The organism is Tritonibacter mobilis, from assembly GCF_001681715.1.
GTDB lineage: Bacteria > Pseudomonadota > Alphaproteobacteria > Rhodobacterales > Rhodobacteraceae > Epibacterium > Epibacterium mobile.
The window spans coordinates 131,242-148,685 of the sequence record NZ_LNWY01000014.1 but is presented as its reverse complement, the minus strand read 5'-3'; the positions used below and the strand labels follow the sequence as shown (position 1 = coordinate 148,685).

The 17,444-nt window shown below is 59.0% G+C and carries 19 protein-coding genes and 1 tRNA gene; 13 read left to right on the top strand and 7 right to left on the bottom strand.

Annotated elements, in window-relative coordinates:
* Positions 1-94: 94 nt before the first annotated feature.
* On the top strand, positions 95-1,084 hold the full coding sequence (locus UB90_RS14240) for a TAXI family TRAP transporter solute-binding subunit (RefSeq protein WP_081285586.1): 990 nt from the start codon (positions 95-97) through the stop codon (positions 1,082-1,084).
* On the opposite strand, the gene UB90_RS14235 is transcribed toward UB90_RS14240, so the two are convergent.
* Genes UB90_RS14235 through UB90_RS14225 form a run of 3 tightly spaced genes read right to left on the bottom strand, consistent with a single transcriptional unit; the run spans position 1,078 to position 5,202 of the window.
* Positions 1,078-2,142 (bottom strand): lipocalin-like domain-containing protein, encoded by a 1,065-nt coding sequence (locus UB90_RS14235; protein WP_065324018.1) that lies wholly within the window; start codon positions 2,140-2,142, stop codon positions 1,078-1,080. The two genes, UB90_RS14240 and UB90_RS14235, sit on opposite strands and share 7 nt — an antisense overlap.
* Entirely contained in the window at positions 2,132-4,543 is a 2,412-nt protein-coding gene (locus tag UB90_RS14230) for an ABC transporter permease (protein ID WP_065324019.1), read from the bottom strand. Before UB90_RS14230 ends, UB90_RS14235 begins: the two co-directional genes overlap by 11 nt.
* Entirely contained in the window at positions 4,540-5,202 is a 663-nt protein-coding gene (locus tag UB90_RS14225; protein WP_065324020.1) for an ABC transporter ATP-binding protein, read from the bottom strand. The genes UB90_RS14230 and UB90_RS14225 overlap by 4 nt, the downstream gene beginning before the upstream one ends.
* A 125-nt stretch (positions 5,203-5,327) precedes the next feature.
* On the opposite strand from UB90_RS14225, the gene UB90_RS14220 reads away from it, so the two are divergent.
* From UB90_RS14220 to UB90_RS14210, 3 genes are all read left to right on the top strand, one after another.
* Positions 5,328-5,771: a potassium channel family protein gene (locus UB90_RS14220; RefSeq protein ID WP_005611296.1), complete on the top strand. Its 444-nt coding sequence runs from the start codon at positions 5,328-5,330 to the stop codon at positions 5,769-5,771.
* A gap of 34 nt (positions 5,772-5,805) precedes the next feature.
* Entirely contained in the window at positions 5,806-6,669 is an 864-nt protein-coding gene (locus tag UB90_RS14215) for a YihY/virulence factor BrkB family protein (protein WP_065324021.1), read from the top strand.
* A 113-nt stretch (positions 6,670-6,782) separates the two neighbouring features.
* The gene (locus tag UB90_RS14210; RefSeq protein ID WP_065324022.1) at positions 6,783-6,986 is read left to right on the top strand and encodes a hypothetical protein; all 204 of its coding nucleotides are present in this window, start codon (positions 6,783-6,785) and stop codon (positions 6,984-6,986) included.
* A gap of 9 nt (positions 6,987-6,995) precedes the next feature.
* On the opposite strand, the gene UB90_RS14205 is transcribed toward UB90_RS14210, so the two are convergent.
* Positions 6,996-7,712: an RlmE family RNA methyltransferase gene (locus tag UB90_RS14205; RefSeq protein ID WP_005611289.1), complete on the bottom strand. Its 717-nt coding sequence runs from the start codon at positions 7,710-7,712 to the stop codon at positions 6,996-6,998.
* Between the two features lie 70 nt (positions 7,713-7,782).
* Positions 7,783-8,895 carry a Ppx/GppA phosphatase family protein gene (locus UB90_RS14200; protein WP_005611288.1) on the bottom strand — a complete coding sequence of 371 codons (1,113 nt, stop codon included), beginning with the start codon at positions 8,893-8,895 and terminating at the stop codon, positions 7,783-7,785.
* Between the two features lie 267 nt (positions 8,896-9,162).
* On the opposite strand from UB90_RS14200, the gene UB90_RS14195 reads away from it, so the two are divergent.
* Genes UB90_RS14195 through UB90_RS14185 form a run of 3 tightly spaced genes read left to right on the top strand, consistent with a single transcriptional unit; the run spans position 9,163 to position 11,483 of the window.
* A complete protein-coding gene (locus UB90_RS14195; protein ID WP_065324023.1) occupies positions 9,163-9,459 on the top strand; it encodes a virulence factor in 297 nt (98 codons plus the stop codon).
* Positions 9,460-9,488: 29 nt separating this feature from the next.
* Positions 9,489-10,421, top strand: a complete 933-nt coding sequence (locus UB90_RS14190; RefSeq protein ID WP_065324024.1) for a methylenetetrahydrofolate reductase — start codon at positions 9,489-9,491, stop codon at positions 10,419-10,421.
* A gap of 3 nt (positions 10,422-10,424) precedes the next feature.
* Complete coding sequence (locus UB90_RS14185; RefSeq protein WP_065324025.1) at positions 10,425-11,483, top strand: dihydropteroate synthase; 1,059 nt, start codon at positions 10,425-10,427, stop codon at positions 11,481-11,483.
* A 67-nt stretch (positions 11,484-11,550) separates the two neighbouring features.
* On the opposite strand, the gene UB90_RS14180 is transcribed toward UB90_RS14185, so the two are convergent.
* Both UB90_RS14180 and UB90_RS14175 read right to left on the bottom strand, forming a co-directional pair.
* The gene (locus tag UB90_RS14180; RefSeq protein WP_065324026.1) at positions 11,551-11,964 is read right to left on the bottom strand and encodes a DUF1801 domain-containing protein; all 414 of its coding nucleotides are present in this window, start codon (positions 11,962-11,964) and stop codon (positions 11,551-11,553) included.
* Between the two features lie 121 nt (positions 11,965-12,085).
* Positions 12,086-12,175: transfer RNA gene (locus UB90_RS14175), tRNA-Ser, on the bottom strand.
* A gap of 120 nt (positions 12,176-12,295) precedes the next feature.
* Here UB90_RS14175 and UB90_RS14170 point away from each other — a divergent pair.
* From UB90_RS14170 to proB, 6 genes are all read left to right on the top strand, one after another.
* Complete coding sequence (locus tag UB90_RS14170) at positions 12,296-13,171, top strand: DUF2059 domain-containing protein (protein WP_065324027.1); 876 nt, start codon at positions 12,296-12,298, stop codon at positions 13,169-13,171.
* Positions 13,172-13,404: 233 nt separating this feature from the next.
* Positions 13,405-14,013 (top strand): 50S ribosomal protein L21, encoded by a 609-nt coding sequence (locus tag UB90_RS14165; protein ID WP_009179145.1) that lies wholly within the window; start codon positions 13,405-13,407, stop codon positions 14,011-14,013.
* Between the two features lie 12 nt (positions 14,014-14,025).
* Positions 14,026-14,295, top strand: a complete 270-nt coding sequence (rpmA, locus tag UB90_RS14160) for a 50S ribosomal protein L27 (protein ID WP_005611266.1) — start codon at positions 14,026-14,028, stop codon at positions 14,293-14,295.
* 227 nt (positions 14,296-14,522) lie between these two features.
* Positions 14,523-15,059 (top strand): GNAT family N-acetyltransferase, encoded by a 537-nt coding sequence (locus UB90_RS14155; RefSeq protein ID WP_005611264.1) that lies wholly within the window; start codon positions 14,523-14,525, stop codon positions 15,057-15,059.
* 165 nt (positions 15,060-15,224) lie between these two features.
* Positions 15,225-16,271: a GTPase ObgE gene (gene obgE, locus UB90_RS14150; protein ID WP_009179226.1), complete on the top strand. Its 1,047-nt coding sequence runs from the start codon at positions 15,225-15,227 to the stop codon at positions 16,269-16,271.
* On the top strand, positions 16,259-17,365 hold the full coding sequence (gene proB, locus UB90_RS14145) for a glutamate 5-kinase (protein WP_065324028.1): 1,107 nt from the start codon (positions 16,259-16,261) through the stop codon (positions 17,363-17,365). The genes obgE and proB overlap by 13 nt, the downstream gene beginning before the upstream one ends.
* Positions 17,366-17,444 lie beyond the last annotated feature (79 nt).

Below are 17,444 nucleotides of genomic sequence, written 5' to 3'. Positions count from 1 at the left end.
ATCGAGTTTGATGTTAAATATGCGGGCTTATCGATCTTGACAGGTTTTGGACCTTTTGAAAGTTTGCGCGAAAATATCTGTTCGGGGGGGCAGGATGAGTGTGATCAACAGGGCAATGGGATTGCTCGCAGCGGTAGCGTTTGCGTATGGCGCATCTGCTGATCGAGCCCGGGCCGAGGATTTCATCACCATCGGCACGGGTTCAGTCTCGGGGCTGTACTACCCGCTCGGCAACGCGATTTGCCGCCTTTTGAACAAAGACAGGCCGCGCCACGGTATCCGCTGCACGGCAGATACCAGCGAGGGGTCGCTCTCTAATTTGCAGGATTTGCGCGATGGTCGGGTTGATTTTGCTCTGGTGCAATCCGACTGGCAAGCCAAGGCCTATGAGGGCACTTCACAGCTGTCACGCGGCATTCCGTTTTCCGATCTGCGCGCCGTTTTTTCGCTGCACGAAGAAGTCTTTACCGTGGTCGCGCGCGCAGATTCCGGGATCGCGAGCTTTTCTGATCTGCGCGGAATGCGGGTGAATATTGGCAATCCCGGCTCGGGCCAGCGGGCAACGATGCTTGCATTGATGGCATCGCTTGGTTGGACAATGGAGAGTTTCTCTGAGGTTCACGAATTATCCGCAGCAGAACAGTCCGCAGCGCTTTGCTCAGGAACCTTTGACGCAATGGTGTTTGCGGTTGGTCACCCGGCGGCATCCGTGGAGGAGGCCACAACCGCTTGCGATTCCGTACTGGTGCCGTTGGATGAGCCGGAAATTCGCGCCATGATTGCTGAAAACAAGTATTTTGAGTTCGCTCAGATCCCAGCAAATCTCTATCGCGGCAATCCGATGCCGGTAAATTCCTTTGGCTTTGCAGCAACATTGGTCACCACCCGTCAGCAGCGCTTGAAGGTGGTGCAAGAGCTTGTGCGCGCGGTGTTTTCTGATCTTGATACCCTGCGCCGTGCGCATCCGGCCTTTTCCCGGCTGGAGGCCACCGCCATGGTGGAAAACGGTCAAACCGCTCCGATCCACCGCGCAGCGCGTGCGTATTATCGCTCCACTGGTTTGCTGGACCGGGACGCTCAGTAGCCGGTCATTTCCAGATATCCAACGCCGCTGTGGCTGCCCGACACCTGCACCGGCCCCTCCCAATACGGAAAGCTGACCCCCATCCATGCCTGCGGGTTCAGCGCATCCACGGTGATGTTTAGATCGCGTTCTGGCAAGGAGACCTGCCACGAGGTCGGGACTTGCCGCCCCTCGACCTGCGACCATGCGCGAGGCGCGGCGTTAAACGCGCCGGGTGCAAGCGGTTGGGCGGTGCCGTCTGGGGTGATCCATGTGCCAGAGGTGAAATCGCCCCGTTCCCCGCGCAAAACAAACCCCATCAGTTTGGCGCCATCATCTAAACGAAGCGAAAACCAGTCCCAGCCGTCCTGATCCTCTGCAAGAGGCTGGCTCGACCATTCGCGGTCCAGCCAAGCGGCTCCAGTGACCGCGACGGGGCCTTGGGGCAGGGTGATGGTTCCACTCACCTCATAGGCAGGTTGCGCATAGTAGTAACTGGCCTGACCATCTGCGGATTTCACGGAATAGCCCGCATCACCGTGCAAGATCAGTGGGGCATCGGTGCGAAGGTGGAGGTTGTAGGAAAACGACTGACCGCGCGCTTTGACGGTAAGCTCATCAAGCGTTGCATCTGAAGAAGTTATCTCCCAATCGTCGATCCACGCCGAAAACGGCGCGGCGCTGATGCCTGCCTGACCGGTGCCGCCCCGACCGATACGCTCAGAAAACCGGTGATCGGATTTGGTGGTTACTGCGGCATGACCCATCCAGATTTGCGGGCTTTGCCAGCCATCGACCTCGCTGGGGGCAAGAGCCGAGCGAAATAAGGTCCACTGAATGCCGAGATCTTCGCCTGCTGCGGTCTTGAGGTTCGCGGTCAGGTACCACCATTCGATCCGGTAATCCGGGTGTGCCGCGTGATCGTTGGGAAAGATTAGATCAACACCGGGCCGGGGCGCGGTAAAATCCTCAGCCGTGCTGCCAAGATTGGCAAACCCCTGTGCCCACGCGCCAAGCGGTGCCAATGCGAGCGTTGTGATTGCTATTATTTTACCGGGGTGCAGGAGGTTAGCGATCACTGGCAAATACTCCAAGCAAGGTGGCAGGTGACATCCGCATCAGACGCAACGCGGGCAGCAGACTTGCCAGCGCCGCCACAATCAGCGTCATTGCAAACAAGCGCCCCCATTCCATCGGGAAGAGATACATCGGCAAGCGCCAGCCAAAGGCTTCCACATTGATGACGGCCAGAAGTGCCCAAGCCAGAAGCAACCCGAGGGGGAGGGCCAGCACAAATGTCACCACCGCGAAGGCCAGGCTGCGCATCAGTTCGAGCCTGGCCAATTGTGGTCGGGTGATGCCCATGGCCCAGACCGGGGCAAGATGCGGCAGCCGCTTGCTCCATTGGCTGAGAAAGCTCGTGAGGAGGGCAAACCCTGCAACCCCCAGCGTCAGGATGTTGAGTGCGCCTGTGACAACAAATGTGCGATCAAAGATTGCTACAGAAGCCCGTTGGATCATCTCAGCCTCGACCACTTTGTCACTGGTGAGGTTCAGATCTTGCCGCAGTCGTTGCATCAGATCCGCGGTGGAGACACCCGGAGGCGCGACCACTCCGACCCGTGACACGGTGATGCCGGAGGCCCGGGCCTGTAAGGTCGAGAGCGCCACAACGGCCTGACCATCTGGATTGCCATAGTCCGGGTAGATCCCGGCAATCTGGGTGGTCCAGTCTGGCGTGAGGGCGATCTGATCCCCGGTCTGCAGACCCTCACGACGTGCAAGCTGCTCGCTGATCAAAACCGCGCCCTCATCGTAAATCCGGTCCCATACCCGCGCCTCCGCCTCAAGCAGTGGCCAATGCGTACGGTAGAGCGGATCATCTACGATGCCGTAGATGCGCAGGGGGGCCGAGTCCGTACGGCTGTCGATGCGGTATTGTGGCAGCGCACGCGCATCGTTTTGCATCGCCCACTCCATGATCTGATTGGCCGTTGTCGCAGATGTGACCTCGACATAAGCATCCGCAGGCAGGCGCTGTTCGATCCAGTCAAGAAACGTCAGGCGGAAGCTCGACACCATTGTGCCAACGCCGATATTGGTGGCGACCGCGAGAAGAAGCGCCATCAGCGATAGGGATATACCCGGCAGTTGCAGTCGGCTGTCGGCCACCAGCCAGCGCCAGAGGGGCGCGCGCAACACTCCCAGCAAGGCGCTGGACATTGCAAACAGGATCGGGGGCAACAGGAGAGCCGCACCGAGGAGGGTGCCGCCGAGAAAAGCAAAACCTCCGATCAGCCCGGGCACCAGTTTCAGGGCAAGATAACCGGCAGCGATCAACACAGCTGAGGCGCCGAGAAAGATCCGTTGACTGCGCCAAGTCATGCGCGCGCTTGCAACCGGGGAACGGGAGAGCGCGTTCGCCATCCTGCGCATGGCAACAAACGCCTGCGCCCCGGCGGCCCCGGTGCCCAGCGAGGTCATCACCAACCCGGAGATCACCCACGTGGGGCGCAGGGTCAGGCTGCCTTCAACGGGAGCACCATAAAGCCCGCGCAAGGTGGCGCTGACGTCCGGCAGCAAAAGGGCCGCCAACGCATAGCCTATCACCAGACCCAACACACCTGAAACCAGCGCGAGGATGAGCAGTTCCAGAAACAGCGCTTGTAACAGTGTCGCGGTTGAAACGCCGAGACAACGCAGGGTACGGATCGTTCCCCGGCGCTGCTCGATGCCCAATGTGACACTGCCTTGCACGATAAACAGACCGACGCAGAAGGAGAGAAAGCCAAATGCGGTGAGATTGAGGTGAAAGCTGCGCGTCAATCGCTGCGGGTCCGCGAGCGCGCCATCCGAATTTTGTGATTGCCGCAGTTCCGGTACAATCTCGGCGAGGTCTGGCAGTCCCTTTGGTTGATTGGGCAGGATTAAAATACGCGAGAGCCGCCCAGGCTGATCAAGCAGCCTTTCGGCAAGCGACAGATCTGCCAGAACGACGCGTGGTGGCAATTGCGGCAATGGGATCGAGCGCTCAAACGCCATGAGGTCGGGCAGGGTGGTCGGGTGGGCGAATATCAATCTCGGAGGTGTCAACACATCGGACAGATCCAATCCGCGCGCGCTGGCGGCCTGAAACATCGCAGGCGCGCCGGGGTAGCTTAAGGCGTCGACGCCCAGCAGGGTGAGCGCGTTTTGATCGGCCTGCCATGTTCCTTCCAACACGGGCGAAACTTGCCAGCCCGCGCGGCGTAAACGCACATAGGTTTCAACCGGGATCGTCCCTTCGGGAGAGGTGAGCGCCGTCAATTGCGCCGCGCCAAGCTGCTCAACAGCGCGGGCGTAAGAGGCGCGTGCCTCGGAATTGATCGCCTGTACTGCAGACCAAAGCGCGGTGGCCAAGGCGAGGCCCGCGATCAGCAACAATAATTGCAGCGGGGCGCGTCGCCAGTGGCTGAGAAAGCAATACAGCGCGTGCTTCATGTGGACTGCACCCGGACCTGCCCGCCGCTCAGATGCAGATGGCTGGCGCAGCGTGCGGCAATAGCGGCGGAGTGGGTCACGAGAAACAGCGCACAGCCCGTGTCCTGAACCAGATCCAGCATCAGGCGCAGAACCTCGGCGCTGGCGGTTTCATCCAGATTGCCGGTCGGCTCATCCGCGAGCAACAGATCAGGGCGCAAGGCAAGTGCGCGTGCAATCGCCACGCGTTGTTGCTGCCCGCCGGAGATTTGCTCCGGGTAGCGTCCTACCAGCTCCGAGAGGCCAAGGCGGGCAGTGACCTCTTCTGTCCAACTTGCATCAAAACGCTGCCCCAGTTTGGCATGAAGGGCGATATTGTCGGCCACCGAGAGTGCCGGCACGAGATTGAATTGTTGAAACACCAATGCAATGTGGCTGCGGCGCAATTGCGATGCGGCCTTGTCGCTCAGGGCGGTGATGTCTTGGCCGCCAAATTCGATGCACCCACGCAGGGGGTGATCCAGCGCTGCCAGCATATGCAGCAACGTACTTTTGCCTGATCCACTCTCTCCCGTCAGGGCGACACTTTCACCACGCGCAACCTCAAAGGACACATCCCTCAGCACATCCCGGGTACCGCCGGGGTGGCGGTGGGTCACGCCTTTTACAGTCAAAAGCATCAGAATGTCCCTTGAACCAATATCTTGTCTCATGGATGTAATGCAGACGTTGCACGATCAAGCCCTGATTTCTAAGCTGCGCCATAGTGCCGCCATCCTGTCCGACCAAAGGAACCCACACCGCTATGACATTGATCGAGCAAATTTTCTGGGGTGGTCTGTTTTTGTTTGTCTGTCTGGTCCTTGAGACGATCATGCTGCTTTGGTGTGCCGATGCGCTGCAACGTCACCGCGCGCGGTTCCAGCGCTATTCCGCGATGGTGCACCAGACCGGCGTGCTCTTGATTTCCATCGGATTTGTGGTTGCGGCGCATACGGCCCAGATCTGGATTTGGTCGGCGGCCTTGCTCTTGAAGGCACAGACGTTCGAGACATGGAACACCGCAGTGTATTTTTCGGTCGCGACCTACACAACGCTGGGCTACGGCGACATCGTGCTGGATGAAGAACATCGGATTTTTGCTTCTTTTGCGGCGATGACCGGCATGTTGGCATTCGGGATCAGCACTGCTTTTTTGGTGGCGGTCATGCGTTCAGGCCTCGCTCATGGGCCGTTTCGTGATGAATAACAGGCAAAGCCTCTTTTGTTTTTAGGAGTTTACCATGGCAGCCGTGCAAAAACTCATGCAGGCAATTCGGATATTGCGCCGCGCACTTGGCCGGTTCGGCAGAAAAAATGCCTGGGTGTTGAGCAGCCACATCGCCATGTCGATGATGATGGCGCTGTTTCCGTTTGTTTTGTTCACGGTTGCCCTCAGCGGGGCGATTGCCAGCCTGTTTTCGCATCGGGTGGTGGTCGACGATGTGGTCGATCTGGTGTTTGGCAGCTGGCCGCAGTCGGTGGCAGAGCCGATCACCCGCGAGGTTTACGCTGTCCTTGAAACCTCGGGCACCGGTCTGATGACGCTTGGGGGGGTGCTTGCGCTTTATTTTGCCTCTAACGGAGTTGATGCGATCCGCATTGCGATGCTCAGGGCCTATGGTCAGGAGGAGACGCGTCCGTTTTGGAAACACCGGCTGATCTCTTTGGGCTTGGTCATCATGGGCGGGGCAGGGCTATTGCTGACGGCGGTGTTTGAGCTGTTCCTGCCCTTGGGTGCCCGTTTTGTGGCACGGTTTTTTCCCGACCTCGACTTTCTGCGAGGCTGGGAGGATGGGGCCAATGGTCTGGTGGTCGCTGTGATCCCGGTCGCGGCGGTGTTTCTTTATCATCTGGTGCTGTTGCCACGGCGCGAAACGGTTCGCCATATTCTGCCGGGCGCTGTGGTGACACTGCTGCTATGGTGGGCCGCCGGGACGGGTTTTGCCCTCTATGTCTCTAGTTTTGCAAGCTATTCTGCGACCTACGCCGGGCTGGCAGGGGCGATGGCGGCGCTGATTTTTCTCTATCTGAACGCCGCGATCCTGATCCTTGGGGCGGAAATCAATGGTGTCTTGCAAACCGACCGGCTCGCCGAGGAAGAATAGCGACATCGGCGTAAATTGTTGTGAAAGGCGCGGGTTTCGCCGCAATCCAGCCCTGCTTGCGTCGCCGTTGCTGGCCAGATCTGTGTCATCAGGACAGCATGAGGCAAACCATCATGTCACATAGGGTATCGGTCAAAGGGCGTGCGCGCCTGCTTGAGCTTGCGCGAGCAAAGACTGACTGCGCTGTGTTCCGGCAATCCAAACCGGGTGAAGCGAAGCGCTATGGCGAAAAGGCTGATCTCTCTGCCATGCAAAACCTCAGGGATCTTGCAGTGCGCTCGTTGCGCACGCCCTATTCGCGTCCGGTTTCGCGTTAGCCCGGGACGTTACCCACGAAAGCCAGTGGCGATGACGAATTTTTCAGAACTATCCGCCCGCGACGAGGGAGGTTTTACGTTGGCGACGGATTTAAACTTCTGCTTCAGGAGCTTTTGCAACTCACCCTCGGCCCCGCCCGCGAGGACTTTGGCAACAAAAGTGCCGCCTTCTTCAAGCACATCAAAGGCGAAATAGGCGGCGGTCTCGCATAGGGACATGATCCGCAAGTGGTCAGTCTGTTTATGGCCGGAGCTGGATGCCGCCATGTCAGACATCACCACATCGGCCTGACCGCCAAGCCATTCCTTGACCTGATCGTCAGCGCCTTCGTCCATAAAGTCGAGCTGATGAAACTCCGCGCCAGCAAGAGGTTCGACCTCTTGCAGATCGACGCCGATGAAACGTCCAATGGCTTTGCCGGATTTCTCGCCCAGCGCATTGATGCGCGGCACCGCCACCTGCGCCCAACCGCCCGGCGCACAACCCAGATCCACAACCCGCGCTCCGGGAACCAGAAAGCGGTATTTGTCGTCGAGTTCCATAATCTTAAACGCTGCGCGTCCGCGATACCCCTCGGCCTGTGCCCGTTTGACATAGGGGTCGTTCAACTGCCGTTGCAGCCAGCGCGTAGAACTGAGCCTGCGCCCGCGCGCGGTCTTGACCTTAACGGTCAGATCCCGCTGCCCACGGCCGGACGTGTTCTTTCCTGTCGGTTTCTTCGCCATGGTCTTTCCTCTTTCGCGTGCTCCGCAGCCTCAAGTCGCGGCTGAGGCGCTATAGCCGATCTCGCGCCGCTCAGAAAGGGCCGTCTTCCAACACGCCGTCTGCGCTCATCTGTGCATAGAGCAAGCCCTCGCGCAGACCGCGATCAGCTACCGACAAACGATCCGTGGGCCAGCAACGCAAGAGTGCCTGCAAAATAGCGGCACCTGACATAATAAGCGCCTGTCGGTCTTCGCCAATTCTCGGATCGCGACGGCGGCCTTGGGGGCCAAGTTCCAGATAGCCGCGGATCACCTTGTCGATCTGATCGGATGTCATCCGCAGCCCGTCGACTTTGGTTCGGTCATAGCGCTTGAGGCCCAGATGAGAGGCCGCAACTGTCGTGACCGTGCCGGAGGTGCCGACGATCTGAAAGCCTTCGCGCGCCTGTTCGTCCTTATAGGGCGCAAAATCGGCGAGATGCTCCTCAAAATACCAGCTCATCAAGGCAAACCGTGCAGCGTCATCTTCAACATCGTTGAATTGATCCCGAAGCGTTGCCACGCCCAGTGGAACCGAGATCCAGTCCACAACCTTGGCTGCGGGAAACGGGCTTTCAACGGTGTGAAATCCGGCATGCAACCGCATGATGGCCGAAGGGCGGTCGCGGCGCGGAACGGAGGAAATGTCGATCCAGACCAACTCGGTCGAGCCGCCGCCGATATCCACCACGAGAAGCTGTTCGGTTTTTGTCGACACCAAGGGCGCGCATGAGATCACTGCTAGACGCGCTTCTTCCTCGGGTTGGATGATATCCATCGCGAGGCCGGTTTCACGTTTGATCTGACGCATGAAATCGCGCCCGTTTTTGGCGCGGCGACAGGCTTCTGTCGCGACGAGTCGCATGCGTTTTACGCGGTTTCTGCTGATTTTCTGCTGGCAGATGCGCAGCGCCTGAATGGTGCGCGCCATGGAGGAACGTGACAACCGCCCCGTCTTTTCCAGGCCGGAGCCGAGCTGCACCGACTTGGAAAAACTATCCACCACATGGAAACCGCTGCCCTTGGGTTGGGCAATCAGCATCCTGCAACTGTTGGTGCCAAGATCCAGCGCCGCATAAAGCGCATCTGGATCTGGCCGGGCCGGTACAGGGGTCTCAACCGCTCTGGGAAACGCTCCTGTACCTTTGGAACGCCTGGGCGCCATGAATCACGCCCTCCGATTATCGTGTTGAATTCACAGTACGTCCGCGCTGGCCTCACTGCAAGGGACTGTATCGGTTCAATAGTGGGAAAGCTGGATGCGCGCGGTGCGCGGCAATTCCAAAATTTGCAATCTGAGATCAAAGGGACAGAAGCCTACGCAAAAGTCGTAAACGTCGCTCCTCCCATCTTTGTTGTCGAAATCCGACGTACCGGACGCGAAACGTCAGACTAGAAACGCAGTACGACAGACGGAATGAGAGGAACGGCAATGCCCGACGTCACCATCGTATACTGGCGCGACATCCCGGCTCAGGTCATTGTGGGCAAGGGGCGGCGCGGCGCCAAACGCCAGCTCGAAGAACGGTTTGAGCAAGCGATTGATCGCGCAGCCATGAAGGTGAACGCCAAGGACAGCGACGCTTATCTGGCGGAGTGGCGCAAGGCCGCGCCTTTCAGCGTTGAGGGTGAGCCCGGTGATATTGCTGACTCTCAGGCCGCGCGTCTGGAGGAGGAATACGATCAAGAGCGGCTCAAGGCGCTGATCGCAAACGATGGCTGGGCATGACAGCCCTCAACGGATTATGGGAGGCCGCCATGGCTTTGCTGAACTTCAAAAAACGCGCGACTGAGACTGAGGTCACTGTAAACCCGGAGGTCGAGGCGTTCTTGAAGGACTACTCGATCGAAGTGATGCCGCGCACGGCACAGAAGGTCGAGGATTTCCGCGAACTGCTGCCAGCGGGCACCCGCGTTTACATCGCGCATATCGAAGGGACCCCGATTGAGGATATGGTCGCCACCGCCAAGCGCCTGAATGACGCAGGCTTTCCGGTGATGCCGCATTTTCCCGCGCGGATCATCAAGGACGAGGCGACACTGGCCGATTGGATTGCGCGGTATCAGGGCGAGGCCGATGTCAAACAAGCGCTGATGCTTGCTGGCGGTGTGGCGAAACCTCACGGAGCCTTCGACAGCTCGATGCAACTGTTGGAAACGGGCCTGTTCGACAAGGCAGGTTTCACCAATCTTCATGTTGCAGGCCATCCCGAGGGCAATAAAGACATCGACCCGGATGGCTCGATGAAGAACGTCTCCGAAGCACTTCAGTGGAAACAGAAATTCTCTGAGCGCACCGATGCGAAAATGGCTCTGGCGACCCAATTCGCCTTTGAGGCGAAGCCGATTATCGCATGGGCAAATGGTCTCAAGGAGGCAGGCGTTGATCTGCCTATCCACATCGGCATCGCCGGTCCTGCGAAGCTGCAGACGCTGATCAAATTTGCGATTGCCTGCGGTGTGGGCCCCTCGCTCAAGGTGCTGCAGAAACGTGCCATGGACGTCACCAAACTGATGCTACCCTACGAGCCGACGGATGTTCTGACCGAGCTTGCCGCCCACAAGGCTGCAAACCCTGACTTTAACATCACCAACGTCCACTTCTTCCCCCTTGGTGGTATCAAGACAAACGCCACCTGGGCCATCAACAACGGCGGCGAGTCTGCACGCCCCGCACAACAGCAAGGATAAACCATGACCCGTACTGTCGTAGAATCTAAGACAAAAACTGCTGTTCTGGGCTTTGATGAACCCTTCTGCGTGATCGGCGAACGTATCAATCCGACTGGTCGTAAGAAACTGGCTGCGGAGCTTGAAGCGGGCGATTTCTCAACCGTTGAAAAAGACGCGCTGGCGCAGGTGATGGCCGGGGCCAACATCCTCGATATCAATGCGGGTGTTGTCTACAACTCCAACCCGAACCCCAACGAGACCGAGCCGCCGCTGATGACCAAAATCGTCGAGCTGGTGCAGGGGCTTGTGGATATTCCGCTCTGCATCGACTCCTCGGTGCCCGGCGCGCTGGAGGCCGGTTTGGCTGCGGCAGAGGGGCGCCCGCTCTTGAACTCCGTCACAGGTGAGGAAGAGCGTCTGGAACTGGTTCTGCCACTGGTTAAGAAGTACAATGTGCCGGTGGTTGCGATCTCCAATGACGATACCGGGATCTCTGAAGATCCAGAGGTGCGTTTTGCAGTGGCAAAGAAAATTGTCGAGCGTGCAGCCGATTTTGGCATTCCGGCTCACGACATTGTGGTCGACCCGCTGGTCATGCCGATTGGCGCGATGGCCACGGCAGGTCAGCAGGTGTTTGCGCTCGTGCGCAAACTCCGTGAAGAATTGGGCGTGAACACCACCTGCGGTGCGTCGAATGTGTCATTTGGCTTGCCCAACCGTCACGGCATCAACAACGCGTTCCTGCCGATGGCGATGGGTGCGGGCATGACCTCCGCGATCATGAACCCGGTGGCGTTGCCAGTGACGCAAAAGGCGATTGCCGAGAAAAAAGAACAGGTGGCCGCCGCCGGTATTATCCTGCCCGAAGGTATGGATGATGAGACCTTTGTGACCATGTTTGGCCTTGGCTCCACGCAGCCGCGCGCAGGCAAGGAAATGGAGGCCATTCGCGCTGCCAACCTTCTGACCAATAACGACCCGCACGGGGGGGATTGGATCAAATTCAACAAAGCACCTGCTGCTGAAGGCGAGGGCGAAGGTCGCGGTCGTCGCGGTGGAGGTCGCCGCCGCCGCGCATGACGCATCCGTTCGCGCAAATGAAGCCGGGCACTTGCCCGGCTTTTTCTATTGATGCCCTTGAATTGCATTACTTTTTCAGGTGATAGGTCAGAGCGTTGCGAACCAAGATCTCCAGCTTCTCCAAGGGAAGACCGTCTCCTGCGCAAAAATGGATCGCGCGGTTGCCTTCGTATTGGAAATCATCCGGGAACAGGATTTGAAAATCCGTCAGAAGCGTTGTCTGGCAGTGGGTGTAAATGGCAAAACCGCCAGACTTGGGGATGCCCAATCGGATCGTCGAGCCCGACTTGGTCTCGGGCGTCAGATAGGCAGGTTGTCCCCATTTCAGTGCCTCGCTCAGGCGGCCCACTGCCGGGGTCTTTGCGGCGGTTTCAAAGATCAGGCTGCGTAACGACAGCAGTCCGGCCCGCTCTGGTTCAGGAAACGCAGCAAATGCGGACGCGATCTCGTCGCTTGCAAATGCGGGGGAGCCGCGCGTCATTTTGATGCCCTTTCAGCGCTTAACAACTACGCTGTGACCCTATGGGGTGATATTTCTGAAGGCAACGAGGCTGTTAGCAGGGCACGGCCCGCACGTTTCAGCGAAATATTCAAATGATAAATGGCGGAGAGACAGGGATTCGAACCCTGGGTGCCCGTGAAGGCACAACGGTTTTCGAGACCGCCCCGTTCGACCACTCCGGCACCTCTCCGCGGGGGGTGTGAGGGCGTTTAAAGGTGATTTTCGCCGCGTGCAAGGGGCGATTTCACAGTTCGTTCAAGAAAGTCGAATTTTGGTTTGCGGTTAGGGTTTCTGCCCCTACATTTGCACCATGATCAAACCGATTTCAGCGCCGCTGCGCCCCGCCGCATTTGTGACAGCCCTGTTGAAAGGGATCTTTGTTGCCGCACTTAGTATCGTGGTTCTGCACCCCGCGAAGGCAGAAGCGGCCGATCGGGCGCAGATCAAGGCCTTCCTTGAGGTGACGGGGTTTGACGTCGCACTTAATAGCATTGCGCAATCGGCGGGGGATGCGCCTAAAATTCTGGGCGCCGATGCAGGTGATTTCGGACTGGAGTGGGAGCGTCTCACGGCTGAGGTCTTTGACACAAACAAGATGCAGGCCACCGCACTGGATATTCTGGAAGAAACGCTCTCCTCCGATGCCTTATTTTTTGCGGCTGAGTTTTATGCCAGCGATTTAGGGCAGCGTCTGGTTGAGGTCGAGAATGCCTCTCATATGAATGAAGACGGCGCTGGCACCGTGGAGGCCGGCGAGCGCATCGTCAGCAAACTGGTGGCAGAGGGCGACCCGCGGGTCACGCTGTATCAGGATATGAATGTGGCCATTGGCGGCACCGAGACCGCCATTCGCGCGGTTCAGGAAATCCAGTTCCGCTTTTTGATGGCAGCGTCGGCCGCAGGCGTCATAGATATGCAGGTCGACGCTGATGGGTTGCGTGCGCTTATGAAAGCGCAAGAAGGTGAGATGCGGCGTCAGATGGCAGCATCGAGCCTCGCACAATCTGCATATATATATCGCGACTTTACGACCGATGAGGTCGCGGCTTATGTCAAAGCGCTGGAAAACCCGCTGATGCAGGAGGTCTATGAACTTCTGAATGCGATCCAATATGAAATTCAGGCCAATCGCTTTGAGGAACTCGCGCACCGTATGCGGGACCTGCAGCCCGTACAGGAGCTTTGATGTCCCATCCGGCCAGCGGCTGTGGATATTTTTGATCTGAGCCTGCGCTCTAGGGTTGACTTCTTATCTCAGTAAGGTCAAAAGCCCGCATCCCGGCCCGGACTCTCCGCGCCGGGGTTTTATTGTCATACCGTCCCGCACAAGGGGCGCGCTGTTCGAGGTGAGGGGGCGAGGCCCCGTCGCAAACGCCCGAAAGGGGACCGAAGGACGCGGGTAGAAAAGGAAAGACTGAAATGTTCGCAGTCCTTAAGACTGGCGGCAAGCAGTACAAAGTTCAGGCGGGCGATATGCTCCGCGTGGAAAAACTGGCTGCAGACGCTGGCGAAACCGTTCAATTCAATGACGTTCTGATGATCGGTGGCGATGCCCCCGTCGTTGGTGCTCCGTTTGTGTCCGGCGCTGCCGTGCAGGCGGAAGTGGTCGAACAGATCAAAGGTGACAAGGTCATCAAGTTCGTCAAGCGTCGTCGTAAGCACTCCTCCAAGCGTACTGTCGGTCACCGTCAGAAGCTGACCCTGGTCAAGATCACGGAGATCCTGTCCTCTGGTGCGGATGCGTCCGGCGTGAAAGTGGCAACCGGTAAAGGCGATGCGGCTCCTGCTGCGAAAGCCGCGCCGAAAGCCAAGGCTGCCAAAGCCGCTGCACCCGCAGCTGCTGCTGGTTCCGACGATCTGACCCAGCTGACCGGTGTTGGCCCTGCCGCCGCCAAGAAGCTGGAGGCCGCTGGTCTCACCACCTTCGCTCAGATCGCAGCCTTGTCCGAAGCGGATATTGCTGGTATCGACGCCGTCAAGATCAAACCCGAGTGGGTTGAGCAGGCCAAAGAGCTGGCTCAAGGCTAAGGAGAGACAAGAATGGCACATAAAAAAGCTGGCGGTTCGTCCCGTAACGGTCGCGACTCCGCAGGTCGTCGTCTTGGCGTGAAACTTTATGGTGGTCAGTCTGCAATCGCGGGCAACATCATCGTGCGTCAGCGCGGCACCAAGTTCTGGCCGGGCGAAGGCGTTGGTATTGGCAAAGATCACACCATCTTTGCGACCGCCAACGGCAACGTGACCTTCCACAAGGGCCTCAAAGGCCGCACCTTTATTTCGGTTCTCCCGGCGGCGGAGGCCGCTGAGTAAACCGAACCCAAAGGGTAATAAAATCTTCAGGGGGATCGGTTAAAAGACCGGTCCCTCTTTTCGTTTTTGGATGGACCTGTCGGATCGTAACGCAAGTGCGTGAAAACGTGACTTGTTTGTCGTTCAGGCACTTCCCATCTCATCGGCAAGGGGATGGAGGAGCACAAGTCCCCAGAATACCAGAGTGTATTTGCCGAAGTTTGAGTTTCTTGAGGAGGAGCGTGGTTATGGGTTTGGACCAAACGGATCAGCAAGCCATCATTGAGGCAGATCGCTTTGATCTGCGGCCTTTGCGTCCGTCGGATGCGGGTCTGATTGAACACTACGCCGGAGATGCGCGCATCGCAAAGATGACCGCGCCGATCCCGCATCCCTATCCGCCGGGCGCGGCTGAGGCCTATGTCAAACGCGGCATTGAGGCCGAGCAGGGAGAGTTCATCTGGGCGATGGATGGCACCAAGGATGGCAGCCCGGAACTGATGGGGGTGATCTCGCTGAAATCCATGGATCGCAACCAGTCCGAGGTTGGCTATTGGGTTGCGCCGCCGTTCTGGAATACGGGGCTTGCGTCGATGGCAGTTCAGTTGCTGGTAGAGGCCAACCCCTTGGGCGATGCAACGATGTTTGCAAGCGTGTTTCAGGACAACCCGGCGTCGGCGCGGGTGCTTGCGCATTGCGGGTTTGAGTATCTTGGCGATGCAGAGGATTTCTGCGTTGCGCGCGATGCCAATGTTCCAACATGGACCTACAGCCGCAAGCTCTGATCCAGAGATCAAAGGCAACACCACTCGCGGGCGCGTCATCGGACGGGTCCGCGTTTTTGTGTCTCGTCCCGCAGATCGGCCATGCAGGCAGAACAACAGACGCAGGGTTGAGCCATCCCCTGAATTAAAGTATTGGCGATCCAACTCGAACACAGAGGCTTACTCATGAAATTCCTCGATCTGGCAAAGGTCTACATTCGCTCCGGCGCCGGCGGGAACGGTTGCGTCAGTTTCCGGCGCGAGAAGTTCATCGAATACGGCGGCCCCGATGGCGGTGACGGCGGCAAGGGCGGCTCGGTCTGGGCCGAGGCCGTGGATGGGCTGAACACGCTTATCGATTTCCGCTACCAGCAGCATTTCTTTGCAAAAAACGGCCAGTCCGGCATGGGGCGTCAGCGCTCCGGCAAGGACGGTGACGATATTATTTTGCGGGTTCCCGTGGGCACCGAGATCCTCGACGAGGACGAAGAAACAGTACTGGCAGACCTTACCGAAGTCGGCGAGCGCGTGCTGCTGGCCAAGGGCGGCAATGGTGGCTTTGGCAACCTGCATTTTAAGTCCTCCACCAACCAAGCACCTCGGCGGGCAAATTCCGGTCAGGAATGTGTTGAGCGCACAATCTGGCTGCGGCTGAAGCTGATCGCGGATGCGGGACTTTTGGGTCTGCCAAACGCGGGCAAGTCGACGTTCCTGTCGTCCACATCGAACGCGCGGCCAAAGATTGCAGATTACCCGTTCACCACGCTGCACCCGAACCTCGGGGTGGTGGGGATCGATAACACTGAGTTCGTGATGGCGGATATTCCCGGTCTGATCGAAGGCGCGCACGAGGGCCGCGGCATCGGTGACCGCTTCCTTGGCCATGTGGAACGCTGCGCGGTGTTGTTGCATCTGGTCGACGGCACATCTGAAACCGTGGCCGAGGACTACCGCACCATCATCAATGAGCTAGAGGCCTATGGCGGTGAGCTAGCAAATAAGCCCCGCGTGACGGCGCTCAACAAGATCGACGCGCTGGATGACGAGGAACGTGCCGAGGCGCGTGCCGCGCTTGAGGCTGAGGTGGGCGCACCGGTGCGGATCATGTCCAGCGTGAGCCGCGAGGGTCTTGACGAGGTGCTGCGGGCCGTACGGGCCGAGATTGACGATGACCGCCTGCGGATCAAACAGGCGGAGGCGTCCGAGGAGGAGGACACCCCTTGGCAGCCCTAAACACGGCGCGTCGTGTCGTCATCAAGATCGGCTCTGCACTGCTGGTGGATCGCACCAGCGGCGCCTTGCGGCAGGACTGGCTCCTGTCACTGGCGCAGGATGTTGCGCGCCTGAAAGATCAGGGCAAGGATGTGATCCTCGTGTCCTCGGGGTCGATTGCGCTGGGGCGTGGCGCATTGGGGTTGCCCCGCACCGAGTTACCGCTGGAACAATCGCAGGCCGCCGCTGCCGTGGGCCAAATCCGCCTCGCGCGCGCCTATGAGGAGGCGCTGGCCCCGCATGGGATCACCACCGCTCAGGTTTTGGTGACACTGGAGGACAGCGAAAACCGCCGCCGTTACCTCAATTCTCGCGCCACGCTGGAGACGCTGATCGGGCTGGGCGCCGTGCCCATCGTCAATGAAAACGACACCATCGCCACCGACGAGATCCGCTATGGCGACAATGATCGCCTCGCCGCGCAGGTCGCGGTGACGGTGGAGGCGGATGTCTTGATCCTGCTGTCGGATGTGGACGGGTTCTACAGCGCCAATCCGGCGCTTGATCCGCAGGCCAAGCGGTTTGACCGGATCGAGACCATCACGCCTGAAATTGAGGCGATGGCGGGCGACGGGGTGTCGGGACTGTCCAAGGGCGGCATGATCACCAAACTGCTGGCAGCCAAGATGGCGACCGCTGCGGGCTGTGCCATGGCGATCAGCGAAGGCTCGGTGATGTCGCCGGTCGCAGCGCTTGAGGCAGGCGCGCCCTCGACGTGGTTCACCGCTCAAGGTGATCCTCAAGTGGCGCGCAAACGCTGGATCGCCGCAATGAAGACCCGTGGTGTAATCACCGTGGACGAGGGCGCCGCCAAGGCGCTGCAAAATGGAAACAGTCTGCTGCCCGCTGGGGTGCGTCATGTGGAGGGTGACTTTGGCCGCGGGGATCCGCTGGCCATCCTCGGTCCAGACGGGCGCAAACTGGGGCAGGGGCTCAGCCGGTATACGGCAGAGGAAGCCCGCGCCATCCAAGGGCATCGCTCCGCTGACATCGAGGGCATCCTCGGCTATGCGGGGCGCGCGGCCTTGATCCATCGGGATGACATGGCGCTTTGATCCTGTCATTCTGAGCATGCGAGATTTCCCGCCGCCGCGTGATGTGGCGGTGCGGCTCGGACCCCGCCTAGGGAAGCAA

Excerpts from the sequence above, each read along its gene's own strand:
- UB90_RS14220 (WP_005611296.1), top strand. The coding sequence starts at position 5,328 with ATGACATTGATCGAGCAAATTTTCTGGGGTGGTCTGTTTTTGTTTGTC.
- UB90_RS14210 (WP_065324022.1), top strand. The coding sequence starts at position 6,783 with ATGTCACATAGGGTATCGGTCAAAGGGCGTGCGCGCCTGCTTGAGCTT.
- UB90_RS14180 (WP_065324026.1), bottom strand. The coding sequence starts at position 11,964 with ATGACGCGCGGCTCCCCCGCATTTGCAAGCGACGAGATCGCGTCCGCA.
- UB90_RS14215 (WP_065324021.1), top strand. The coding sequence starts at position 5,806 with ATGGCAGCCGTGCAAAAACTCATGCAGGCAATTCGGATATTGCGCCGC.
- UB90_RS14205 (WP_005611289.1), bottom strand. The coding sequence starts at position 7,712 with ATGGCGAAGAAACCGACAGGAAAGAACACGTCCGGCCGTGGGCAGCGG.
- rpmA (WP_005611266.1), top strand. The coding sequence starts at position 14,026 with ATGGCACATAAAAAAGCTGGCGGTTCGTCCCGTAACGGTCGCGACTCC.
- UB90_RS14200 (WP_005611288.1), bottom strand. The coding sequence starts at position 8,895 with ATGGCGCCCAGGCGTTCCAAAGGTACAGGAGCGTTTCCCAGAGCGGTT.
- UB90_RS14195 (WP_065324023.1), top strand. The coding sequence starts at position 9,163 with ATGCCCGACGTCACCATCGTATACTGGCGCGACATCCCGGCTCAGGTC.
- UB90_RS14225 (WP_065324020.1), bottom strand. The coding sequence starts at position 5,202 with ATGCTTTTGACTGTAAAAGGCGTGACCCACCGCCACCCCGGCGGTACC.
- obgE (WP_009179226.1), top strand. The coding sequence starts at position 15,225 with ATGAAATTCCTCGATCTGGCAAAGGTCTACATTCGCTCCGGCGCCGGC.
- UB90_RS14230 (WP_065324019.1), bottom strand. The coding sequence starts at position 4,543 with ATGAAGCACGCGCTGTATTGCTTTCTCAGCCACTGGCGACGCGCCCCG.
- UB90_RS14170 (WP_065324027.1), top strand. The coding sequence starts at position 12,296 with ATGATCAAACCGATTTCAGCGCCGCTGCGCCCCGCCGCATTTGTGACA.
- UB90_RS14155 (WP_005611264.1), top strand. The coding sequence starts at position 14,523 with ATGGGTTTGGACCAAACGGATCAGCAAGCCATCATTGAGGCAGATCGC.
- UB90_RS14185 (WP_065324025.1), top strand. The coding sequence starts at position 10,425 with ATGACCCGTACTGTCGTAGAATCTAAGACAAAAACTGCTGTTCTGGGC.
- UB90_RS14165 (WP_009179145.1), top strand. The coding sequence starts at position 13,405 with ATGTTCGCAGTCCTTAAGACTGGCGGCAAGCAGTACAAAGTTCAGGCG.
- UB90_RS14240 (WP_081285586.1), top strand. The coding sequence starts at position 95 with ATGAGTGTGATCAACAGGGCAATGGGATTGCTCGCAGCGGTAGCGTTT.
- UB90_RS14190 (WP_065324024.1), top strand. The coding sequence starts at position 9,489 with ATGGCTTTGCTGAACTTCAAAAAACGCGCGACTGAGACTGAGGTCACT.